Origin of the sequence: Glycocaulis sp., from assembly GCF_051859565.1 — a bacterium.
In the GTDB taxonomy this organism is placed as follows: Bacteria; Pseudomonadota; Alphaproteobacteria; order Caulobacterales; family Maricaulaceae; genus Glycocaulis.
Genome location: NZ_JBHYFK010000001.1, coordinates 432,487 through 450,451, shown reverse-complemented (window position 1 = coordinate 450,451; position 17,965 = coordinate 432,487). Strand labels below are relative to the sequence as shown.

Here is a 17,965-nt window from a genome sequence, read left to right as displayed (position 1 = left end):
GTAAGTTTCTTTAGATGAGCAGCTTTATGCTGCGACTGCAAGCAATTCGCACGCGGGCCGTGCAATCGGGCCGCGCGCAATTGCCTCACTGGCAAGTTGCAGCACGCGATTGAGGATTGCCGATTTGCGCTCTATCTATGCGGGATGAGCGGATTTCTCGACATACTCCTCTATGTTCTGATGGGCGTGGTTTTCGTCATCCTGTGCGCGGGCATCTACTCGCTTGTGCGCGGCGGTGATTTTGGCCGGTCCTGGTCAAACAAGCTGATGCGCGCGCGCGTCCTGTTCCAGTTTCTCGCGGTGCTGGTCATCGTCGCAGGCTTCTGGGCGAAGGGTGCGTTTGGCGGTTAGTCCGGTTCTGCCATCACGGTATTGAGCGCGGCGCCGACAGGCCCGGCCACAGTATCCAGCCGTCCGTCATTGACACCCGCCGCCGCGGCCACTCCGCGCGAAGCGTCGATCCGCATGGTCACCAGCCACATCGTGTTTGAGCCGGAATGGCTGAGCGTGCCGTCCTCGCGCACGCCCCACCCCATCGCGTAATTGCCCTCCGGCCGATGCAGGCGCTCAAAGCTCTCCACTGACAGATAACCCGTCTCCTCGCCCGCTGCGCCGCGCCGGTGAATGTCGAGAAAACGCAGCAGGTCCGCCATCGTCATATGGGCGCGCCCTGCGGGATTCAGGGCTGGCGGGTTATCGGCGCTGGCACCCGGCTCAATAGCCGAAAACCCGAACAGTCCCGGGCGATGACCGCGCGGCTGGTCGGCCGCATCGCGAATGCCGGGAGGCCCCCAGCCCGCACTGCCCATGCGAAGCGGGCCGAACACCTCGCGCTCCATAAGCGTTTCATAGGTTTCACCCGTCAGCTGTTCGAGCATCAGCGCAGCAATGACGTATCCGGCATTCGAATAGAGAAACTCTCCCGCTGGCCCGCCGGTGGAGCCGAGTACCGCGCGCGCGTAAATCAGGCGGTCTGCCGCCGCATCGCGGCTGGAATCGGTTCCGCCGAGCCGGATCGCCGTAATCGGACCGGCATTGGCGGCCAGGCCGGAGCGGTGCATCAGCAGGGCTGCAAAGTCAGCTCCGGCCAGATCGTCATGAATATCGAGATCGAGACTGCCGAGCACTTCGCCAACCGTCATCTCCCAGCGTACCACGCCCTGTTCGACGAGGCGGGCCACAAGCGTGGCCGTCATCGCCTTGGTGTTGGAGCCCATATGCCAGAGATCGTCCGCCTCCACCGGCGCGTCCCGCCGGTGAATGCGCGTCCCGGCAACACCGATATGACCGCCGTCATCATCGAGAAGCGCCACCACGGCGCCCGGTGCACCGGAATCGTCCAGCAGAGCCTCTGCGGCCTCGTCAACGCCTGGCCAGGCCAGTGCCAGTGCAAGGGCTGCGGCAATGAGAGTAAGCATGGTGAAGCCTTTCGCGTAACGCTACGCCGTTGTGAGTTGAAATCCTCATGCCACGCGGGCCAGTCTGGGTCAGCTTAAAAAATGTAAAGGAAACTTGTCCATGGTCCGCCTGACAAAAATTTACACCCGCACCGGCGACAAGGGCACGACCCGGCTCGGCGATATGAGCGAGGCGGCAAAGCACGATCCGCGCGTGGAGGCCTATGGCACGGTCGATGAGGCCAATGCATCGATAGGGCTGGCCATAGCGGCGCTGGAGGACGGCGCGCTGAAAGACACGCTATTGCGCATACAGAACGAGCTGTTCGATCTCGGCGCCGATCTGTGCGTGCCGGACAGGGGGCAAAAGCTCGAATGGGAGCCCTTGCGCGTTACGCCGCAACAGGCCACCCGGCTTGAAACGGACATTGATACGTTCAACGCGAAGCTCTCACCGCTGGAGAGCTTCATCCTGCCGGGTGGCTCGGAAGCCGCAGCCCGCCTGCATCTCGCCCGCACCATAGCCCGACGCGCGGAACGCAGGGCCGTGGAGCTGAAAGACCTAGGCGAGCCGGTCAGCGAGGCCGTTATCATCTATCTCAATCGCCTGTCGGACTTCCTGTTCGTGGCCGCGCGCATCGCCAATGATGAAGGCCGCGCCGACGTGCTCTGGATACCCGGCAAGACGCGGTAGCCGCGCTATTTCCATCACGGCAACGCGGTATTTCATTCCCCGCACTGGAAATTGCCCCTGCCTGCTCCCTATGTCTGGTCCTGCGGCGTGTGGCCGCACGCCAAGGTTCAACAACCGGAGACAGGCCTGATGAAAACCGTATTTGCTGCTGCCTCGCTGGCGGCCTTCCTCACCGCGCCGATGATGGGCGCTACCGCCTTTGCCGAGCCGGTCGCCTACGAGTTTGACCGCACCCACACCGCCATCCGCGCGACCTGGGACCATCTGGGCATGTCGCGCCAGTCCATCTACTTCACCGACTATGAAGGCGTGCTGTTGCTCGACCTGGAAGAGCCGGAAAACTCCACCGTGGACGTGACGTTCAACCTCTCCGATGGTTTCTGGGTCGGTGCCAATCAGGGCGATTTCGAAGCCCATCTGGAGCATAGCGATCTGTTCAACACCGCCGAGTATCCGACCGCCCGCTTTGTCGGCACGAGCTTTGAAACAGAAGATGGCCAGACCGGCGTCATGACCGGCGACCTGACCCTGCTGGGTGAAACCCGTCCTGTATCGCTGAACGTCACGCTGAACTTTTCCGGTCCGCACCCGATGAACGAGCGGCAGACAGCCGGTTTCTCAGCGTCCGGGACGATTGTCCGCTCCGAATGGGGCCTGGGCTATGCAGCCCCGTTCGTGTCTGACGAGATCGAATTGTCGATCGAGACCGAGCTCAGCGTCGCCGACGAATAGACCACCGCTTACCGATCTGCCGACCGTCTCAGCGAGTCGGAAATTCAGGACCTGACGGGTTCATGCAAACCCCGGAAGCGCATATGGCGCGCTTCCGGGGTTTCGTTTTTGCCCCTGCCCCGGCAGGCGTCCCCTGCCACTCCCCACGACAGTTTTTGCACCTGCGTTGACACGACGCGTGGGCGAAGGCAGTTTCCGCGCCTATTTTGCCCTGCACCATGGGCGGCAAGGATCAGCGTGGCGCTGTCTTTTCCGTTCATATCAATCGCAACCAGAGACAACCGGAGCGGCCGATGAAAATCCTCGTCCCCGTCAAGCGGGTGGTCGACTATAACGTGAAGGTCCGGGTGAAACCCGACCAGAGCGGCGTCGACCTCGCCAACGTCAAAATGTCCATGAACCCATTTTGCGAGATTGCCGTCGAAGAGGCGATCCGCATGAAGGAAAAGGGGCTGGCTGAAGAGATCGTTGTGGTCTCCATCGGCCCGGCTGGCGCGCAGGAAACCATCCGCACGGCGCTTGCCATGGGCGCCGACCGGGGCATCCACGTGACCACGGACGCCACAGTCGAGCCGCTGGCAGTCGCGAAAATCCTGGCCAAAATCGCCGGTGAGGAAAGCCCGCAACTCATCATTCTCGGCAAGCAGGCCATTGATGATGATGCCAATGCGACCGGCCAGATGCTGGCCGCGCTGCTCGGCTGGCCGCAAGGCACGTTTGCCTCCAAGGTGGAGAAAGACGGAGACACGCTCAAAGTCACCCGCGAGATCGATGGCGGCCTGCAGACAGTGTCCTTCGGCCTTCCCGCGATCGTGACCACCGATCTGCGCCTCAACGAGCCGCGCTATGCCTCGCTGCCCAACATCATGAAGGCCAAGCGCAAGCCGATCGATGCGAAAACGCCCGAAGACTACGGCGTTGACCTGACCCCGCGCCTGTCGGTGGTGAAGGTCTCCGAGCCGCCCAAACGCCAGGGCGGTATCAAGGTCGAATCAGTGGCCGACCTTATCTACAAACTCAAGAACGAAGCAGGAGTGCTGTAATCATGGCCACGCTCGTTATTGCTGAACACGACAACAAATCGCTCAACGAAGCCACGCGCGCAGCCGTGACGGCGGCGAAGAAAATCGGCGGCGGGGACATCCACATTCTGGTGGCCGGTCAGGGCGCAAAAAGCGTTGCTGATGAAGCCGCCAAGGTGGACGGCGTTGCCAAGGTGATGCTGGCAGAATCCGACGCGCTGGGCCACAAAATGGCCGAAGCTCTGGAAAGCCTCGTCCTTTCGATTGCTGATGGTTATGGCGCGATCGTCGCCCCGGCCTCGACCGTGGGCAAAAACTTCATGCCCCGTGTTGCTGCCAAGCTTGATGTCATGCTCATCTCCGACATTACATCGGTTGAAAGCGCGGACACGTTCATCCGTCCGATCTATGCCGGCAACGCGCTGATGACGGTGAAGTCGAACGACAAGGTGAAAGTCATCACCGTGCGCCCGACCACGTTTGAAAAGGCCGGCGATGGCGGCTCTGCCAGCGTGGAGACGGTGTCCGCTCCCGACGCGGCCGCCAAATCCGCCTTTGTCTCCGAAGAGCTTTCCAAGTCCGACCGCCCGGAGCTGGGCGCTGCCAAGATCGTCATCTCCGGCGGGCGCGGCATGGGCAATGGCGAGAACTTTGCCATCCTGGAAAAGGTCGCCGACAAGCTGGGCGCCGCCGTTGGCGCCAGCCGCGCTGCGGTCGATGCGGGCTTTGTGCCGAACGACTATCAGGTCGGCCAGACCGGCAAGGTCGTCGCCCCGCAGCTTTACATCGCAGTTGGCATTTCCGGCGCGATCCAGCACCTGGCGGGCATGAAGGATTCCAAGGTGATCGTCGCGATTAACAAGGATGAGGAAGCCCCGATCTTCTCCGTGGCCGATTACGGCCTCGTCGCGGACCTGTTCAAGGCCGTGCCGGAGTTTGAAGAAGAGCTGGCCAAGATCGGCTACTAGGGGCTACTAGGCTCTGCCATTTCCGTAGTGAAGAAGCCCCGGAGCGCGCTCCGGGGCTTTTTTTGCGCCTACTCCGCCGCCTCAAACGCCCGCTCTACCGGCCATGCCTCATCGGCAGCGCGCCAGGCGATAGAGGCTATTTTCCACGTGCCTTCATCGTTCAAAATGGTGAGGCTATTTACGCCCACAGCAATTGTTTCGCCGGTGTCGGCCCGGATCGCCTCATAGGCCGACAATATGGTGGCCATGCCGCCATAAAGATAAGTCTCGCGCCGGGTTTCGGTTTCGGTAAAGCCGATCTCGGCAAGGCGGGAGCCATTGCGTTCGATATAATCATCAAGCGTGAGGATCACGACACGCTCGGTTCCATCGGGCGCAGTGACCACCACGCTCATCTGCGCGCCGGGCAGGAAGAGCGAGCGGAAGTGCTCCCAGTCCCGCGCCTCGCCAACCGGACCCGAAATCGCCTCATAAAGCGCTTCAAGTGCCTCTCCAGGCGTTTCCTGTGCATGGGATGTGGCCGTCAGTGCCGCAAGACCTGCCAGCGCGGCTGTGATAATGCGCATATCGCTTTCCCCCAAGAACATCCTGGCCATCAGAAAAGCAGGCTGCGGGCTGATCTGACAACTTACCGATTGGCAAGGCGGCACGGCGCGCGGCCAGACTGTTCAAATTACAGTGCTCTTTGCAGCTTCCTTTGCCTTTTGAGCGTTATCGGCTCCATACTGGATATCCAGAACATCAAAGGAGTGCGCTCATGGCGATCAGCCGCAAGGACGAAGCCCGCTTTCTCGACAAGGACGAAACCGCGCTGGTGGAAAAATCCCACCATCCCGACATCAGCAGTCTTGATGACAAGGAATTGTCCAGCACCATCAAGCTGATCCGTGAGCGCCGCGACCGGGCGCGCGAAATCGGTCAGCGCCAGCGCCGGGAAATGCGCGGCAAAGCCAAGCCGCAGGGCGCAAAAGCGGCTGGTGACAATGCCGGCACGAAGCAGAAAATGGCGGTTCTCGCGCAGGCGCTGAAACGCCTCAATTCCGAGCAGACCCGCCGCGAACAGCTTTCGGCGCGCAACTCGACCGCGTCGGGCATGAAGCGCGCCATGGAGCTGAAATCTGCCGCAGCTGCGCCCAAGCGCCCGTCCAGCAAGACCGCGGACAAAGGCATGAAGGCGAAGCCGAACAAGAAGAACGAGCAGATCACCGATCCGCGCGAGGTTGGCCGGGTAAGCCAGCAGATCAAGAAGGCTCAGGCCAAGAAGGACAAGTAGGGGCGCTATCCCTCCATCATTGCTGCTTCTCTTTCGTCGTTCCCGCGCAGGCGGGAACCCGGAGCCACATTCAACGCCTTTGCCCTGTGATCTCTGGATCCCCGCCTGCGCGGGGATGACGATATGAGGGCCCTAATACCGCTCCAGCGCCGCCTCAATGAGGGCTACGGCGTCCTCGCTCGCCCAGGCCGCTTCGCCTGTCAGACGGCCAATCTCGCCGCCATGACGGTCATAGAGAATGGTGGTGGGCAAGCCGCGTGAGCCTGCTGCCATGGCAAGGCGAAGCGCGGGATCGTGATAGAGCGCCAGATGCTCCAGAGCGTTTTCCTCATAGAACCGGCGGGCCTCATCCATGGTGCGGTCCATGGAGATCGCCATGACCTCGAAATCATCAGAGCCGAGCCTTGCCTGCAGCGCGTCCAGCTCGGGCATTTCGACCACGCAAGGCGCGCACCAGGTGGCCCAGAAATTGACCAGCACCAGCTTGCCGCGCCGGTCTGCCAGCGTGATTTCCTCGCCCTCGCCTGTAATGATGCGCCCCAGTGGCTGGGGCGGCGGCTCGCTTACCGAGATGAAGCTGCTCATCGCGCCGCGCGCATAGCTGTCCAGCGGGCCGGGCGTGGAACTGACAAGCGCGGTGGAAATCACGTATAGAACCCCGGCAATGCCGAGTATCGCCGCTGCGATAATCGCGCTAGCAAGGCCCCGGGCTTTGAGAAAAGCCGCCATACGTTCAATCATGATTTTCCTTCCAGAAGGTCCGTTTTGCCCATGAGCACGTCTGATACCCCCAGCAACCGGCCCGGATCTGGCACCGATATGTGGGGCGGGCGCTTCTCTGGCGGTCCGTCGGCCATACTGCAAGCCATCAACGCGTCGGTGGATGTCGATCAGCGCCTTGCAGAGCAGGATATTGACGGGAGCCTGGCCCACGCCGCGATGTTGGCCGCATGCGGGATAATTTCAAGTGAGGACGCCCGCGACATCTCCGCCGGGCTGGAAGCCATCCGCGCCGACATGCGCGCTGGAAACTTCACATGGTCGGCGGCGCTCGAAGACGTGCATATGAATATTGAAGCCGCACTGAAGGAGCGTATCGGCGCGCCTGCGGGCCGGCTGCACACTGCACGCTCGCGCAACGATCAGGTGGCGACCGATTTCCGTCTCTGGCTGCGCGAGACCTGCGCGCGCATGGAGGAAGGGCTTCGCGCCTATCAGCGCGCACTGGTGGCACAGGCGGCGGCCCATGCTGACTGGGTGGCGCCGGGCTTTACCCATCTGCAGACCGCCCAGCCGGTCAGCCTTGGTCATCACCTGCTGTGCTGGGTGGAAGCAGCCGAGCGCGATATCGGCCGGTTTGCCGATGCCCGCGCGCGTCTCAATGAAAGCCCGCTTGGCGCAGCGGCGCTGGCTGGCACGGCCTTCCCCATCGACCGGGATATGACGGCAAAGACGCTGGGATTTGACCGGCCCATGGCCAATTCGCTTGATGCCGTGTCCTCGCGCGATTTCGCACTGGAAGCCTTGAGCGCGGCCACGATTGCTGCGGTCAATCTCTCCCGTTTTGCCGAGGAGATTGTGCTGTGGACCTCGCGCCGTTTCGGCTTTGCAAAGCTCACCGACGCCTTCTCAACAGGCTCGTCCATCATGCCGCAAAAACGCAATCCCGATGCGGCCGAGCTGGTACGCGCCAAGCCGGGGCGGATTTCCGGCGCGCTGCAGGGCCTCATCATCGTGTGCAAGGGCCTGCCGCTCGCCTATTCCAAGGATTTGCAGGAAGACAAGGCGCTGGTTTTCACCGCCTTTGATGATCTGGAACTGGCCATCGCGGCGATGACCGGCATGGCCGCAGACCTGTCTTTCAACCGCGAGGCAATGGAAGAGGCGGCAGGCGAGGCCTATTCGGATGCGACCGATCTGGCCGACTATGTGGTGCGCGAGCTGGGCCTGCCCTTCCGCGATGCCCACCACATTGCAGGCAGTGTGGTGAAAGAAGCCGAGGCGCGCGGTGTTTCACTGTCCGAACTGCCGCTTGAGGTCTTCCAGGCCATCGAGCCGCGCGTTGACGAGGCGGTTTTCAACGTGCTCACTGCCCGGGCATCGATGGAAAGCCGGACCAGCTATGGCGGCACCGCGCCGGTACGCGTACGCGAACAATGCGCGCTTTGGGCCGAGCGGCTGGCACAGGAGTGAGCAGATGAAAACCAGATTTCTGACTTTAGCAGTCTGCGTGGCCGCAACAGGCCTTGCCGCCTGCGGCAATCGCGGCGCCCTGGAGCGCCCCGGTCCGCTTTGGGGCGATCCGCGGGACGTGCCGGTACAGGACGGCGCGCCCGGCGAGGATGACAGCGTGCTGGACGAGGAGCGTCCCGAACAGCGCCTGCCCCCTATGCCCGGCGACGATCCGTTCGACGACGAATAGGCGCCACCGCTCGCTGACATGCATTGTGGTGCATGTAGCAGATGCACGCTGCAGACGGGCGCGTTAGGCTCGCCAGCGCGATGACACCCTTGCCCGTCCACCTTGCCCGCCTCGCCTTGCTGTGGGAGCGCGCCGCGCCGGTACTGGCCTGGCCACTGGCCATGCTGGCTGTCTACGCGACGCTGTCGCTGGTGGGGCTGATCGAGCGCATGGGTGATCCCTGGCGCGCTGTTCTAGCGGTGGGATTGCTTGCGCTGGGGGCGGCCTTCGCGACACCGGCGGTACGTGCCTGGCGCTGGCCATCCCGGAACGAGGCCCAGCGGCGCGTGGAGGCCGATAGCGGCCTTAAAGGGCGCCCGTTTGAAGCACTGGAAGACGAGCCTGCCACTGGCGAGAGCGTGCTCTGGCTGGCGCACAGGGGGCGGATGCGCGAGGCCCTGCGTCAGGTGAAAGCGCGCCGCCCGCGCGCTGCCTGGGCAAGCCTCGACACCCATGGCGCGCGGATCAGCGCGGTGATCGTGCTGGCGACGGCCTTTGTCTACGCCGGTGACATGGCCACCGTGCGCCTGTCTGACGCATTTTCGCCGCTGCCGCTGGCTGGCGGGGGTGAGCGCGCCGTGGCCGAGTTCTGGGTTGAGCCGCCAGACTATACCGGCAGGCCGGTCGTGTTTCTGCGCGAACGGCGCGAAGCGCGGGTCCCGCAAGGCTCGGTACTGGCTGCCCGCATTACCGGCCTTGCCCGCCAGCCGCGCGTATCCGGCGGCGAGGCGGTGATCGAGGAGATAGGCGCCGGCGTTCACCAGCTGCGCATGACACTGAATGCAGATAGCGCTGTCATCGTGCGCAGTGGCGCCTTCACCGAACGCCTTGACCTTCGGGTGATCGAGGACACACCACCGCGTCTGGCACTGGTGTCCGAACCGGAAAGCGACGGGCAGGGCCGTCTGATGCTGGAGTTCACAGCGACGGACGATTACGGCATCGAACACTACCGGCTGCAGTTTGCGCGTGATCCGGGAGACGGAGCCAATCCGCCTGACGATAGCTGGGACGCCATCGATATTTCGCCAGGTGCGGTCGTGCCAGCACGCGGGGAGAACCGCTATCGCGCGACGGTGGAAACCGCGCGCCATGTCCTTGCCGGTGAACGGGTATTGGTGCGGATGGAGGGCATTGACGGGGCTGGCCAGTCAGGTCTGACCGGGCCGATAGGTTTGCGTCTGCCCCAGCGCCTCTTCCTCGATGCCATGGCCCGCGCAGTGGCCTATGAGCGCCGCCTTTTTCTAGAAGGATCAGGCGAGTACGCACCCCACCCCGGACCACTGGCACGGCATGAGGAGGACGGGTTCTGGCCGTGGCTGGATGACGAGCCGGAACTGCGTCTGGAACGGGCTCCACAGGGCGTTCAGCGCCTTGCCCGCGCCCTCGACGCGCTGGGTGATGCGCCCTCGGCCCACTTCGCGGACCGTATCGTTTTTCTAGGCTTGAGAACGGCCATGCATCAGGTGCGCCGGGCCCGCGAGATCGGCGATCTCGATCATATGGAGGAGGATCTCTGGCAGATCGCCCTGCGCGCGGAGCTGGGTACGCTGGCAGACGCCGAAGCGGCTCTCAGAGCCGCTGAACGCGCGCTTTCCGATGCGCTGGCACGCGGGGCTGACGAGATGGAGCTGGCCGCGCTGTTTGAGCAGTTTGAGGAAGCCACTCGCAATTATATCGCCGCGCTGATGCGCGAAGCGATGCAGTCAGACCAGCTCGCCAGCGGTGGCGGGCAGGGCATGAATCTGAACGCGGACATGCTGCAGAAATTGCTCGATGCGCTGCGTGAAGCGACCGAGCTGGGCGATACCGAAGGCGCACGCCGGGCGCTGGCACAGCTGACCGAGCTTCTGCGCAACATGCAGATCATGGCGGGCGGGGGCGGGCAGGGTCAGAGCGAAAGCGCGCTGGGACGCGCCTTGCGTGAAGCGCTTGAAGAGCTGGGCGAGGTCATTGGCGAACAGCGCGGCCTGACAGACGAAACCTACGAACAGTCCCGCTCTGGTGATCTGGCTGAAGGGCGCGAGGGCGAGGAAGGCCGCGCGCTCGCCGAGCGGCAGGACGGATTGCGCGGGCGTCTGGCCGAGCTGCTGGAAAACATGCCTGACGGGATGAGCGAAGAGGGCGAGCGCGCGTTTGACGAAGCCGCCCGCCAGATGGACGAGGCCAGCCGCGCCCTGCAGCGCGGCGACGGGCAAGGCGCGCTGGACGCGCAGGACGAAGCTTTGAGCGCCTTGCGCGAAGGCGCTGCCGAAACAGCCGAGAGATTGCAGGCTGAGAACGAGGCGAACGGGCGCGGGCAGGGTGATCGCGATCCGCTGGGCCGCGACACCGACGGCGGCGGCGTTGGCGGAGACACCGAAGTGCCATCCGAGATGGAGCGCCAGCGCGCGCGCGATATTCTGGAAGAGCTGCGGCGCCGGGCCGGTGACGGGTCACTCACGCCGGAAGAACGCGCCTATATCGAGCGCCTGCTGGACAGGTTCTAGCGTCTGCCCTTCACCCTTCCGGCGCGAAGAGCACTTCAAGTTCCGCCGCACCCGCTGGCGGGTCGCTGAGCACCGAGCGGAAGCTCTCCTCGCCGCGCGCGGGCAGGCTGAGCGAATCGAGCATCACCACCCACTCGACAAGCACGCTGCCGTCCTCGCCGGTAATCACGGCGCGCAGTGGCAGCGTCGCACGGTCACGGCCCGTTATGTTGACGACCACGCCCTCGATGATCAGCGCGCCCTCCTCGTCTTCAGACGGGGTGGCACGCAGATCACGCACCTCAAGGCCAAGCGGGTTTACCGGAACGCCTATAGCCGCATAGGCGCTGGCTGTACGCGGGAAGGTGTCAACGATATCGACCCGGAACAGCCAGGCGGCACCCATCAGGAGAACGCCGCATGCCGCAACAACGGCCCAGCCTGCGCCTTCCACCGTCTGGCGGCTGCGCTGGCGGCGGGTTTCGGCGCGCTTGCGTACCACTTCATGGGGTTTGACCGCTTCCATGCCACCGACGGGCCTCGGCGCAGCATCGGAAGCGACCGCTTCCTTGCGCAGGGTCGGCCGGGCGGGCTCTTCGAGCGTGAGCGCTTCGTCGTCGGCTTTCCATCCATGGCCACAGGCAGCACAGCGCACCCGCCCCTTGCGCAGGGCAATGGCCTCGGGATCAACCCGGTAACGGGTCTCGCAGCTAGGGCAGGTAACGATCATGGACGCCGACCTCTCATCTCCTGCATAGTCAGATTCGCCTGCTTTCCGTATGCAGGCGTAACACCTGTTCGCTTCTGTCTTCCGAACCGCGACCCCCGGGACACGCCTTCCCCATGGATCAGCCGACCAATGCCAGCAGTCTGACAGACGAAAGCGGATCCGCCCCGGCGGTCCGCTTTGACAATGTCGGCATGCGCTACGGGCGCGGACCGGAAGTGCTAAGCGACATTTCCTTTGATTTACCGCGTGGAAGTTTCCAGTTTCTGACCGGACCGTCCGGAGCCGGCAAAACATCGCTTCTGCGGCTGATTTACCTGGCTGAACGCCCGTCGCGCGGACTGGTCTCGCTGTTTGGCGAGGATACGACGGCCATGGAGCGGGGCGCCCTGCCCGCCTTCAGGCGCCGTATCGGGGTTGTGTTCCAGGATTTCCGGCTGCTCCAGCATTTGAGCGTTTTCGATAATGTGGCCCTGCCCTTACGCGTTGCCGGTCAGAATGTGCGCCAGTACGGCGAAGACATAGTGGAACTGCTCAACTGGGTGGGGCTGGGTCACAGGGTCGATGCGCTGCCGCCTACCCTGTCAGGCGGTGAGCAGCAGCGCGCGGCCATTGCCAGAGCCGTGGTCAGCCGCCCGGAAATCCTCATTGCGGATGAACCCACCGGCAATGTCGACCCGGATATGGCAAGACGGCTATTGCGCCTGTTTGTCGAGCTGAACCGGCTGGGCACGACGGTACTGATCGCGAGCCACGACATCGCCCTGATCCGCTCGGTCAACGCGCCAGTGCTGGAGCTGGCAGATGGCAAGCTCAACCGGCGGACGAGAAGCGCATGACAAAACCGCGCCGATCCGCTCCGCTACTGCCCGGTGAGGCCGGGCGTGACCTGCCTCTGCTGGCGGTCTGCGCCATACTGGTGTTCCTCGCCTGCCTGTCGGTCATTGGCGCGGCAGGCGCCTGGCGGGCGGCCAGCGGCTGGTCGGACCAGCTGGCCTCTGAAATGACCTTGCAGGTTCTGCCCGGTGAAGAAGATGACGGCGATGAGGCCGCCCGGCAGGCGGGCGCGCTGGCCTCCGGCCTTCCCGGTGTCCTCGGCACCGAAGTGCGTTCGCGCAGCGCGTCCCTGGCGCTCCTGCGGCCCTGGCTGGGTAATACATCACTGCCCGATGACTTTCCGCTGCCGCGGCTTGTCACACTTCAGATTGATCCGGAAAACAGGCCTGCGCCGGGAGCGGTAGATGCCCTGTTTGCCGATGCCCCTTACCGGGTGATCGTGGACGACAACCGGCTATGGGCCGGTGCGATTGCACGGGCGTCAGCCACCGTGCGCTATTTTGCCATCGCTCTGGTGGCACTGGTGTGCGGGGCGGCAGCCGCCGTCATCGTGTTTGCTGCGCGCGCCGCCCTCTCCATGCGCCGCGACGTGGCAGAGGCCCTGCATCTGGTCGGCGCGCCGGACCGCTTCATCACCGCCCTTTTCCAGAAGCGTTTCTTCATGCTGGGGCTGAAGGCGGGCGCTGCGGGATCTGTGCTGGCCCTGCTGGCGGCGGGAGCCTTGAACCTTGCCGGTGGCAGCGCAGCTTCCCTGTTTTTCCTGCCCAGCCTTGCGCCGGGCTGGGGTGTTGTCATCATCGTGCCGGTGGCGGCTCTGGTATCCGGCCTTATATCGGCTCTCGCAGCCCGCCTGACGGTCACAGCGGGACTTAAAGCGCGCTGGCCGTGAACACGCACGATTGGCAGGCAGGCCCGCCGGGGCCATAGTCTGTCTGCCCGTCACTGCCCTCCGGGCACCAGTAGGAGAGACGCAGGAGATGAAAGCCGCCTTCTCGTTTATCCGCTTTGCCGCATTCGCGCTTGTCATAACGGCGGTAGCCGGCTTTGCCCTGTTTGTCCGGGCGGGCATTTCCCATGTGCAGGAGGAAGCGGTCAGCGGCGACGCGATTGTCGCGCTTACCGGCGGTGAAGGCCGCGTGGCGACTGGCGTTTCGGTGCTCGCGCAGGGCCATGGCGCACGCCTGCTCATTTCCGGCGGCAATCCCGAAGTGACCATGGATGCCATCCGTGCCGCAGCCGGCGCGCCACCCGAACTGTTCGACTGCTGCGTGGATATCGGGATCGAGGCCGCAAATACGGTGGGTAATGCCGAGGAAACCGCGCGCTGGGCGAGCGCGCACGGCTATCAGCGCCTGGTTATCATCACCTCCGACTTTCACATGCCGCGCGCCCTGCTGGAGCTGAAAGCTGCCATGCCCGAGCGCGAGCTGATACCGCATGGTGTTGCCACACCGCCGCCCTGGGCCAGTACGCGTGCCGCGCGCCGCTGGCTGCAGGAATATCTGAAGTTTTCTGCCGTTTATGCACGCGAGACAGTGCGCGCGCCCCTTGGCGGGACGGCATAGCGACACGTAAAACCCGCCCAGCGGCAAACATTCAGGACAGGTCAGCGTGCATATTATCGGTTCAGCAGTTTTCGCCGTCTGGATGTACGGCCTGATGGCGGTGATGGGCCTTTTGTGTTCGCCGCTTCTTCTGGGACCGCGCAGCTGGGCTCAGCGGTGTTTTGCCGTCTATCGCTGGCTGGTCTTTGGCGGGTTGCGGGTCCTGTGCGGCATTCGCTTCGAGGTCCGCGGAGCTGAGCACATTCCGTCCGGGCCCGCTCTGGTGGCCTCCAAACACCAGTCCATGTTCGAGACGCTGGCCTTCTGGCACATACTGCCCGATCCGGCGATCATCCTGAAGAAGGAGCTCAAATACCTGCCCTTCTTTGGCTGGTATGCGATGAAGCTGAAGAATGTGGCCGTGGACCGCTCCGCCGGCGCCAGCGCGCTGAAAGCCATGCTGCGCGCCGCGCGCGAACGCGCCCATGAGGGCCGCCAGGTCGTGATCTTCCCGCAAGGCACACGGGTGGAGCCGGGTGCGCCGGAGACCTACAAGCCGGGCGTTGCCGGGCTTTATGGCGCGATGGACGTGCCTTGCGTGCCGGTGGCGCTCAATTCCGGGCTTTACTGGCCCCCTTCAGGCTTTGTACGCAGGCCGGGCACCATCATCATCGAGTTTCTGCCGCCCATTCCGGCTGGCTTGCCGCGCGCGAGCTTCATGAGCGAGCTGGAAACGCGCATAGAGACCGCCTCCCAGGCCTTGCTGCCTTCGCCACAAGGAAACGTTTCCCCATGATCCGCGATTTCAGCACACCGGCACCGGCGCGCCGGTCGCGCCTCGGCCTGATATTACCCTTTGCGGCTTTTTGGCGTACTTCTGGCCGCCTATGGCGGATACTGGCTGTGGATGTCAGGCGAGATCCGCAAGACCGCTGACAACTGGATTGAGGAGCGTGAAAGCGAAGGCTATGCCATCACCGTTGACCGGCTTTCAGTCAGCGGGTTTCCCTTCCGGTTCACGGTAAGGGTACGCGATCCGGAAATCATCGCGCCGCCGGAAGATGGCGCCTGGCGCATGGCGATGCCCGAACTGTCAGCAAGCGCGCTGCCCTATAACCTCTCTCACTGGATTGTTGCGTTCGCCAGCCCGGCAGAGCTGGATTTTGAAGGCGATGAGGGAACCAGCGCCCTGCTGGCCACCGCAGCGCGCGCACGCGTCAGTCTGGCCTCAAGCCGTGCCGGCACGGTGCGCGCCGGGGCAGAGCTGGAAGAGTTCCGCCTGATCGAACGCGAAGGCGGGGACGTTCTGATCGAGGCGCTCGATCAGCTGGTTCTGTCCAGCGAGGTGGTTGACGAAGACCGGATGCGGATCCGCCTTGAAGTGCGCGGTCTGGAACTTGGTCCCGATCAGCTGGATGAGCGCACGGCAAACGCGTTCGGCCGCCGGATAGAACTGATGCGTACCGATACGACGCTCTCCCACTGGAGTGCGCTGGCTGCCGACGCCAATCTTGCCAGCTGGAGCGAGAGCGGCGGGCGGGCGGAGATCGCCATGGCGGATCTGCACTGGGGCAATGCCCGTCTGGGCGGCGAGGGCGCCATGGGCGTTGATGGCCTGCTGCGTCCTGAAGGGCGGCTATCCGTCATGGTAACCGAACCGGAGAGCCTGGTCGCCGCCCTGGTGGCGGGCGGTGTCGTCAGCTCCAGCGATGGTGAGGCTCTGCGCCTTGCCCTGATGATGGCGCCGCGCCGGGATCAGGGGGTGGCCCTGCCATTTCGCTTCCAGCAAGGCGGCATCTTCCTGGGCCCCGTACGTATCGGCGAGGCCGGTCCCCTGACGGGGCAGCTGCCATCGCCGCCGGAGCTACCTGATGCGGACGATTTGCCGGGGGCTAACCCATAAATTCCGACAGTGCGTCGGCGACGCGGCGGTTATCGTCGTCGAGACCAATGGAAATGCGCAAGGCATCCGGCAAGCCATAGGCTTTCACGTCACGAACGATCAGGCCCTTCGCCGTCAGGAAGCGGTTGGCATCGTCAGCCGTCTTGCCGGGCGTTGACGGGAAATGCACCAGCACGAAATTGCAGACAGAAGGCGTGACCTCAAGGCCCACGCCGCGCAATTGCTGGGTCAGAAAATCCACCCAGCGGGCATTATGCTGCTTTGAGCGTGTGATGAAGCCGGTGTCGGCGATGGCTTCAATGCCCGCCTCAACGGCTGGCACGCTGACATTGAACGGCCCGCGCACGCGGTTGAGAATGCCGATCACCTCTTCACGCGCACAGGCCCATCCCAGGCGCAGGCCCGCCAGTCCATGTATCTTGGAGAAGGTACGTGTGACGATGATGTTGTCGTACTGGTCCACAAGGCCCATGCCAGACTCAAAGGCCGGATCATCGACAAACTCGCCATAGGCTGCGTCGAGCACAAGAAGGCAGTCATCGGCCAGCCCCTCACGCAGCCGGATAATGTCCTCGCGTGGTACCCAGGTGCCCGTGGGGTTGTTCGGGTTGGCCAGGAACACGATGCGCGGCTTGTGTTCGGCTGCTGCCTCCAGCATGGCATCGATGTCAGTGCGGTGCTCACGCTCCGGCGCGCTGACAATGCTGGCGCCGCTCTGCATGGCCACCAGACGATAGACCAGAAAGCCGTACTGGCTTTGCAGGACCACATCATCGGCGCCGAGCCATGCACGGCCGATCAGCTGCAGAATTTCGTCCGAGCCCGCACCGCAAACGATACGCGCAGGATCGATGCCTTCGGCCTTGCCGATAGCCTCACGCAGGCGGGTGACACTGCCATCAGGATAAACATGCAGTTTCTCCGCTGCATCCCTGAAGGCCCGCGCCGCGTTCCCGCTGCAGCCAAGCGGGTTCTCGTTCGAGGACAGCTTCACCGCCCCGGCGGGCGCCGGCAGGCCGGGCTTGTAGGGGGTGATGTCGAGAATGCCCGGACGGGGATCAGGGATCATTGGCACTTGTCCTTCGCGGTAAGGGTGCGGCTAGGTTCGGGCGGGGATAGCGCGGCTCCGGGCGCGGCATCAAGGGCCTTGCGCCGCACCGGGACGGCGGCGGTGGTCGGTCTGATTGCGCCGACATGCTTGACCGCCTCGACCAATATCAGCCCGCCAAAACCGGGCCAGACGCGCTCGCCCGCCGATTCAAACACGCCCGACAGGCGCGGTCCGCAGAACAGGTTCCAGGGAGGAGCATACAGCGCCCGTGCCCAGGCAACCGGCTCAAAAAGCGCGCCCGTCAGAAGCCGGGTGAGCTGGCCGCGCGAAAACGGACGCCCATGACCAAAAGGCGTTGAATCAACACGTGCCCAGGCGCCTGCACGATGCGCCGCGACGATGACGAGGCGCCCTTCCGGCGCCAGCACGCGCCAGAGCTCCCGCAGCAACCGCTGAAGATCATCGGCCTCCTCCAGGGCATGAACAGCCACGATGCGGTCGAACATGGCTTCGGCAAAAGGCAGGCGCGTTTCCTCGCCCAAGGCTGATGCGCACCGCTCGCCATGCCGGTCTGGCCAGGCGACCGCACCTTGCGTTGAGGGCATGAAAGCCACCGCGCGCCGGGCATGTTCTCGGAACGGCTCCAGATACGGGCCGGCAAAACCATAACCGAGCATGTCGAGGCCCTTGACCTGCGGCCATAGCGCCTGCAGGCGCCGGTGGACCATGGTGCGGGCCGCCTCGCCGCGCTGCGAGCGGTAGAATCTGTCGATCTCGATCGCTTCGGTACGCATGGCGCTCCTGGTGCGGTGGCGGGCTCGCCTCTGAAGACGGGGATGATAGGTTGGACAGGGCATTTGTGTAAGCCAGCACACCCGCGCCGTGCAG

Annotated in this window: 20 protein-coding genes; 14 read left to right on the top strand and 6 right to left on the bottom strand. The window is 64.0% G+C overall.

What is annotated here, in order from left to right:
- Positions 1–144 precede the first annotated feature (144 nt).
- A complete protein-coding gene (locus ACTIGC_RS02165; RefSeq protein ID WP_439632853.1) occupies positions 145–351 on the top strand; it encodes a twin transmembrane helix small protein in 207 nt (68 codons plus the stop codon).
- Here ACTIGC_RS02165 and ACTIGC_RS02160 read toward each other — a convergent pair.
- Positions 348–1,418: a serine hydrolase domain-containing protein gene (locus tag ACTIGC_RS02160; protein WP_439632852.1), complete on the bottom strand. Its 1,071-nt coding sequence runs from the start codon at positions 1,416–1,418 to the stop codon at positions 348–350. The genes ACTIGC_RS02165 and ACTIGC_RS02160 overlap by 4 nt on opposite strands.
- Before the next feature lie 100 nt (positions 1,419–1,518).
- Here ACTIGC_RS02160 and ACTIGC_RS02155 point away from each other — a divergent pair, with 100 nt between their 5' ends.
- The 4 genes from ACTIGC_RS02155 (at position 1,519) to ACTIGC_RS02140 (ending at position 4,813) form a co-directional block, all read left to right on the top strand.
- Positions 1,519–2,091: a cob(I)yrinic acid a,c-diamide adenosyltransferase gene (locus ACTIGC_RS02155; protein ID WP_439632851.1), complete on the top strand. Its 573-nt coding sequence runs from the start codon at positions 1,519–1,521 to the stop codon at positions 2,089–2,091.
- 129 nt (positions 2,092–2,220) lie between these two features.
- Positions 2,221–2,823, top strand: coding sequence for a YceI family protein (locus ACTIGC_RS02150; RefSeq protein WP_439632850.1), 603 nt, complete (start codon positions 2,221–2,223; stop codon positions 2,821–2,823).
- Between the two features lie 293 nt (positions 2,824–3,116).
- Entirely contained in the window at positions 3,117–3,866 is a 750-nt protein-coding gene (locus ACTIGC_RS02145; RefSeq protein ID WP_439632849.1) for an electron transfer flavoprotein subunit beta/FixA family protein, read from the top strand.
- 2 nt (positions 3,867–3,868) lie between these two features.
- Entirely contained in the window at positions 3,869–4,813 is a 945-nt protein-coding gene (locus ACTIGC_RS02140; RefSeq protein WP_439632848.1) for an electron transfer flavoprotein subunit alpha/FixB family protein, read from the top strand.
- Between the two features lie 68 nt (positions 4,814–4,881).
- Here the strand turns inward: ACTIGC_RS02140 and ACTIGC_RS02135 are convergent, their stop codons facing one another.
- Complete coding sequence (locus ACTIGC_RS02135; protein ID WP_439632847.1) at positions 4,882–5,379, bottom strand: nuclear transport factor 2 family protein; 498 nt, start codon at positions 5,377–5,379, stop codon at positions 4,882–4,884.
- Positions 5,380–5,570: 191 nt separating this feature from the next.
- Between ACTIGC_RS02135 and ACTIGC_RS02130 the strand changes: the two genes are divergently transcribed.
- Positions 5,571–6,086 carry a hypothetical protein gene (locus ACTIGC_RS02130; RefSeq protein ID WP_439632846.1) on the top strand — a complete coding sequence of 172 codons (516 nt, stop codon included), beginning with the start codon at positions 5,571–5,573 and terminating at the stop codon, positions 6,084–6,086.
- A 132-nt stretch (positions 6,087–6,218) separates the two neighbouring features.
- Here the strand turns inward: ACTIGC_RS02130 and ACTIGC_RS02125 are convergent, their stop codons facing one another.
- Positions 6,219–6,827: a TlpA family protein disulfide reductase gene (locus ACTIGC_RS02125; protein WP_439632845.1), complete on the bottom strand. Its 609-nt coding sequence runs from the start codon at positions 6,825–6,827 to the stop codon at positions 6,219–6,221.
- Positions 6,828–6,857: 30 nt separating this feature from the next.
- Here ACTIGC_RS02125 and argH point away from each other — a divergent pair, with 30 nt between their 5' ends.
- From argH to ACTIGC_RS02110, 3 genes are read left to right on the top strand one after another with little or no spacing between them, the layout of a single operon-like run.
- Positions 6,858–8,279, top strand: coding sequence for an argininosuccinate lyase (argH, locus tag ACTIGC_RS02120; protein ID WP_439632844.1), 1,422 nt, complete (start codon positions 6,858–6,860; stop codon positions 8,277–8,279).
- Positions 8,280–8,283: 4 nt separating this feature from the next.
- The gene (lptM, locus tag ACTIGC_RS02115; protein WP_439632843.1) at positions 8,284–8,508 is read left to right on the top strand and encodes an LPS translocon maturation chaperone LptM; all 225 of its coding nucleotides are present in this window, start codon (positions 8,284–8,286) and stop codon (positions 8,506–8,508) included.
- A 41-nt stretch (positions 8,509–8,549) separates the two neighbouring features.
- Positions 8,550–11,036 (top strand): DUF4175 domain-containing protein, encoded by a 2,487-nt coding sequence (locus ACTIGC_RS02110; RefSeq protein ID WP_439632842.1) that lies wholly within the window; start codon positions 8,550–8,552, stop codon positions 11,034–11,036.
- Positions 11,037–11,046: 10 nt separating this feature from the next.
- Here ACTIGC_RS02110 and ACTIGC_RS02105 read toward each other — a convergent pair whose 3' ends face one another.
- Entirely contained in the window at positions 11,047–11,745 is a 699-nt protein-coding gene (locus tag ACTIGC_RS02105) for a DUF3426 domain-containing protein (RefSeq protein ID WP_439632841.1), read from the bottom strand.
- Positions 11,746–11,858: 113 nt separating this feature from the next.
- Between ACTIGC_RS02105 and ftsE the strand changes: the two genes are divergently transcribed.
- The 5 genes from ftsE (at position 11,859) to ACTIGC_RS02080 (ending at position 16,026) form a co-directional block, all read left to right on the top strand.
- Positions 11,859–12,581: a cell division ATP-binding protein FtsE gene (gene ftsE / locus ACTIGC_RS02100; protein ID WP_439632840.1), complete on the top strand. Its 723-nt coding sequence runs from the start codon at positions 11,859–11,861 to the stop codon at positions 12,579–12,581.
- A complete protein-coding gene (locus tag ACTIGC_RS02095; protein ID WP_439632839.1) occupies positions 12,578–13,468 on the top strand; it encodes a cell division protein FtsX in 891 nt (296 codons plus the stop codon). Before ftsE ends, ACTIGC_RS02095 begins: the two co-directional genes overlap by 4 nt.
- Before the next feature lie 88 nt (positions 13,469–13,556).
- Entirely contained in the window at positions 13,557–14,144 is a 588-nt protein-coding gene (locus ACTIGC_RS02090; protein WP_439632838.1) for a YdcF family protein, read from the top strand.
- A gap of 46 nt (positions 14,145–14,190) precedes the next feature.
- Positions 14,191–14,919 carry a lysophospholipid acyltransferase family protein gene (locus ACTIGC_RS02085; RefSeq protein ID WP_439632837.1) on the top strand — a complete coding sequence of 243 codons (729 nt, stop codon included), beginning with the start codon at positions 14,191–14,193 and terminating at the stop codon, positions 14,917–14,919.
- A 60-nt stretch (positions 14,920–14,979) separates the two neighbouring features.
- Positions 14,980–16,026, top strand: a complete 1,047-nt coding sequence (locus ACTIGC_RS02080; RefSeq protein ID WP_439632836.1) for a DUF2125 domain-containing protein — start codon at positions 14,980–14,982, stop codon at positions 16,024–16,026.
- On the opposite strand, the gene hisC is transcribed toward ACTIGC_RS02080, so the two are convergent.
- Both hisC and ACTIGC_RS02070 read right to left on the bottom strand, forming a co-directional pair.
- A complete protein-coding gene (gene hisC, locus ACTIGC_RS02075) occupies positions 16,016–17,095 on the bottom strand; it encodes a histidinol-phosphate transaminase (RefSeq protein WP_439632835.1) in 1,080 nt (359 codons plus the stop codon). The two genes, ACTIGC_RS02080 and hisC, sit on opposite strands and share 11 nt — an antisense overlap.
- The gene (locus ACTIGC_RS02070) at positions 17,092–17,871 is read right to left on the bottom strand and encodes a class I SAM-dependent methyltransferase (protein WP_439632834.1); all 780 of its coding nucleotides are present in this window, start codon (positions 17,869–17,871) and stop codon (positions 17,092–17,094) included. The genes hisC and ACTIGC_RS02070 overlap by 4 nt, the downstream gene beginning before the upstream one ends.
- Positions 17,872–17,965 lie beyond the last annotated feature (94 nt).

What these genes read in the sequence shown, in the direction of transcription:
- ACTIGC_RS02165 (WP_439632853.1), top strand. Translation starts at nt 145, where the DNA reads ATGAGCGGATTTCTCGACATACTCCTCTATGTTCTGATGGGCGTGGTT.
- ACTIGC_RS02160 (WP_439632852.1), bottom strand. Translation starts at nt 1,418, where the DNA reads ATGCTTACTCTCATTGCCGCAGCCCTTGCACTGGCACTGGCCTGGCCA.
- ACTIGC_RS02155 (WP_439632851.1), top strand. Translation starts at nt 1,519, where the DNA reads ATGGTCCGCCTGACAAAAATTTACACCCGCACCGGCGACAAGGGCACG.
- ACTIGC_RS02150 (WP_439632850.1), top strand. Translation starts at nt 2,221, where the DNA reads ATGAAAACCGTATTTGCTGCTGCCTCGCTGGCGGCCTTCCTCACCGCG.
- ACTIGC_RS02145 (WP_439632849.1), top strand. Translation starts at nt 3,117, where the DNA reads ATGAAAATCCTCGTCCCCGTCAAGCGGGTGGTCGACTATAACGTGAAG.
- ACTIGC_RS02140 (WP_439632848.1), top strand. Translation starts at nt 3,869, where the DNA reads ATGGCCACGCTCGTTATTGCTGAACACGACAACAAATCGCTCAACGAA.
- ACTIGC_RS02135 (WP_439632847.1), bottom strand. Translation starts at nt 5,379, where the DNA reads ATGCGCATTATCACAGCCGCGCTGGCAGGTCTTGCGGCACTGACGGCC.
- ACTIGC_RS02130 (WP_439632846.1), top strand. Translation starts at nt 5,571, where the DNA reads ATGGCGATCAGCCGCAAGGACGAAGCCCGCTTTCTCGACAAGGACGAA.
- ACTIGC_RS02125 (WP_439632845.1), bottom strand. Translation starts at nt 6,827, where the DNA reads ATGATTGAACGTATGGCGGCTTTTCTCAAAGCCCGGGGCCTTGCTAGC.
- argH (WP_439632844.1), top strand. Translation starts at nt 6,858, where the DNA reads ATGAGCACGTCTGATACCCCCAGCAACCGGCCCGGATCTGGCACCGAT.
- lptM (WP_439632843.1), top strand. Translation starts at nt 8,284, where the DNA reads ATGAAAACCAGATTTCTGACTTTAGCAGTCTGCGTGGCCGCAACAGGC.
- ACTIGC_RS02110 (WP_439632842.1), top strand. Translation starts at nt 8,550, where the DNA reads ATGCACGCTGCAGACGGGCGCGTTAGGCTCGCCAGCGCGATGACACCC.
- ACTIGC_RS02105 (WP_439632841.1), bottom strand. Translation starts at nt 11,745, where the DNA reads ATGATCGTTACCTGCCCTAGCTGCGAGACCCGTTACCGGGTTGATCCC.
- ftsE (WP_439632840.1), top strand. Translation starts at nt 11,859, where the DNA reads ATGGATCAGCCGACCAATGCCAGCAGTCTGACAGACGAAAGCGGATCC.
- ACTIGC_RS02095 (WP_439632839.1), top strand. Translation starts at nt 12,578, where the DNA reads ATGACAAAACCGCGCCGATCCGCTCCGCTACTGCCCGGTGAGGCCGGG.
- ACTIGC_RS02090 (WP_439632838.1), top strand. Translation starts at nt 13,557, where the DNA reads ATGAAAGCCGCCTTCTCGTTTATCCGCTTTGCCGCATTCGCGCTTGTC.
- hisC (WP_439632835.1), bottom strand. Translation starts at nt 17,095, where the DNA reads ATGATCCCTGATCCCCGTCCGGGCATTCTCGACATCACCCCCTACAAG.
- ACTIGC_RS02070 (WP_439632834.1), bottom strand. Translation starts at nt 17,871, where the DNA reads ATGCGTACCGAAGCGATCGAGATCGACAGATTCTACCGCTCGCAGCGC.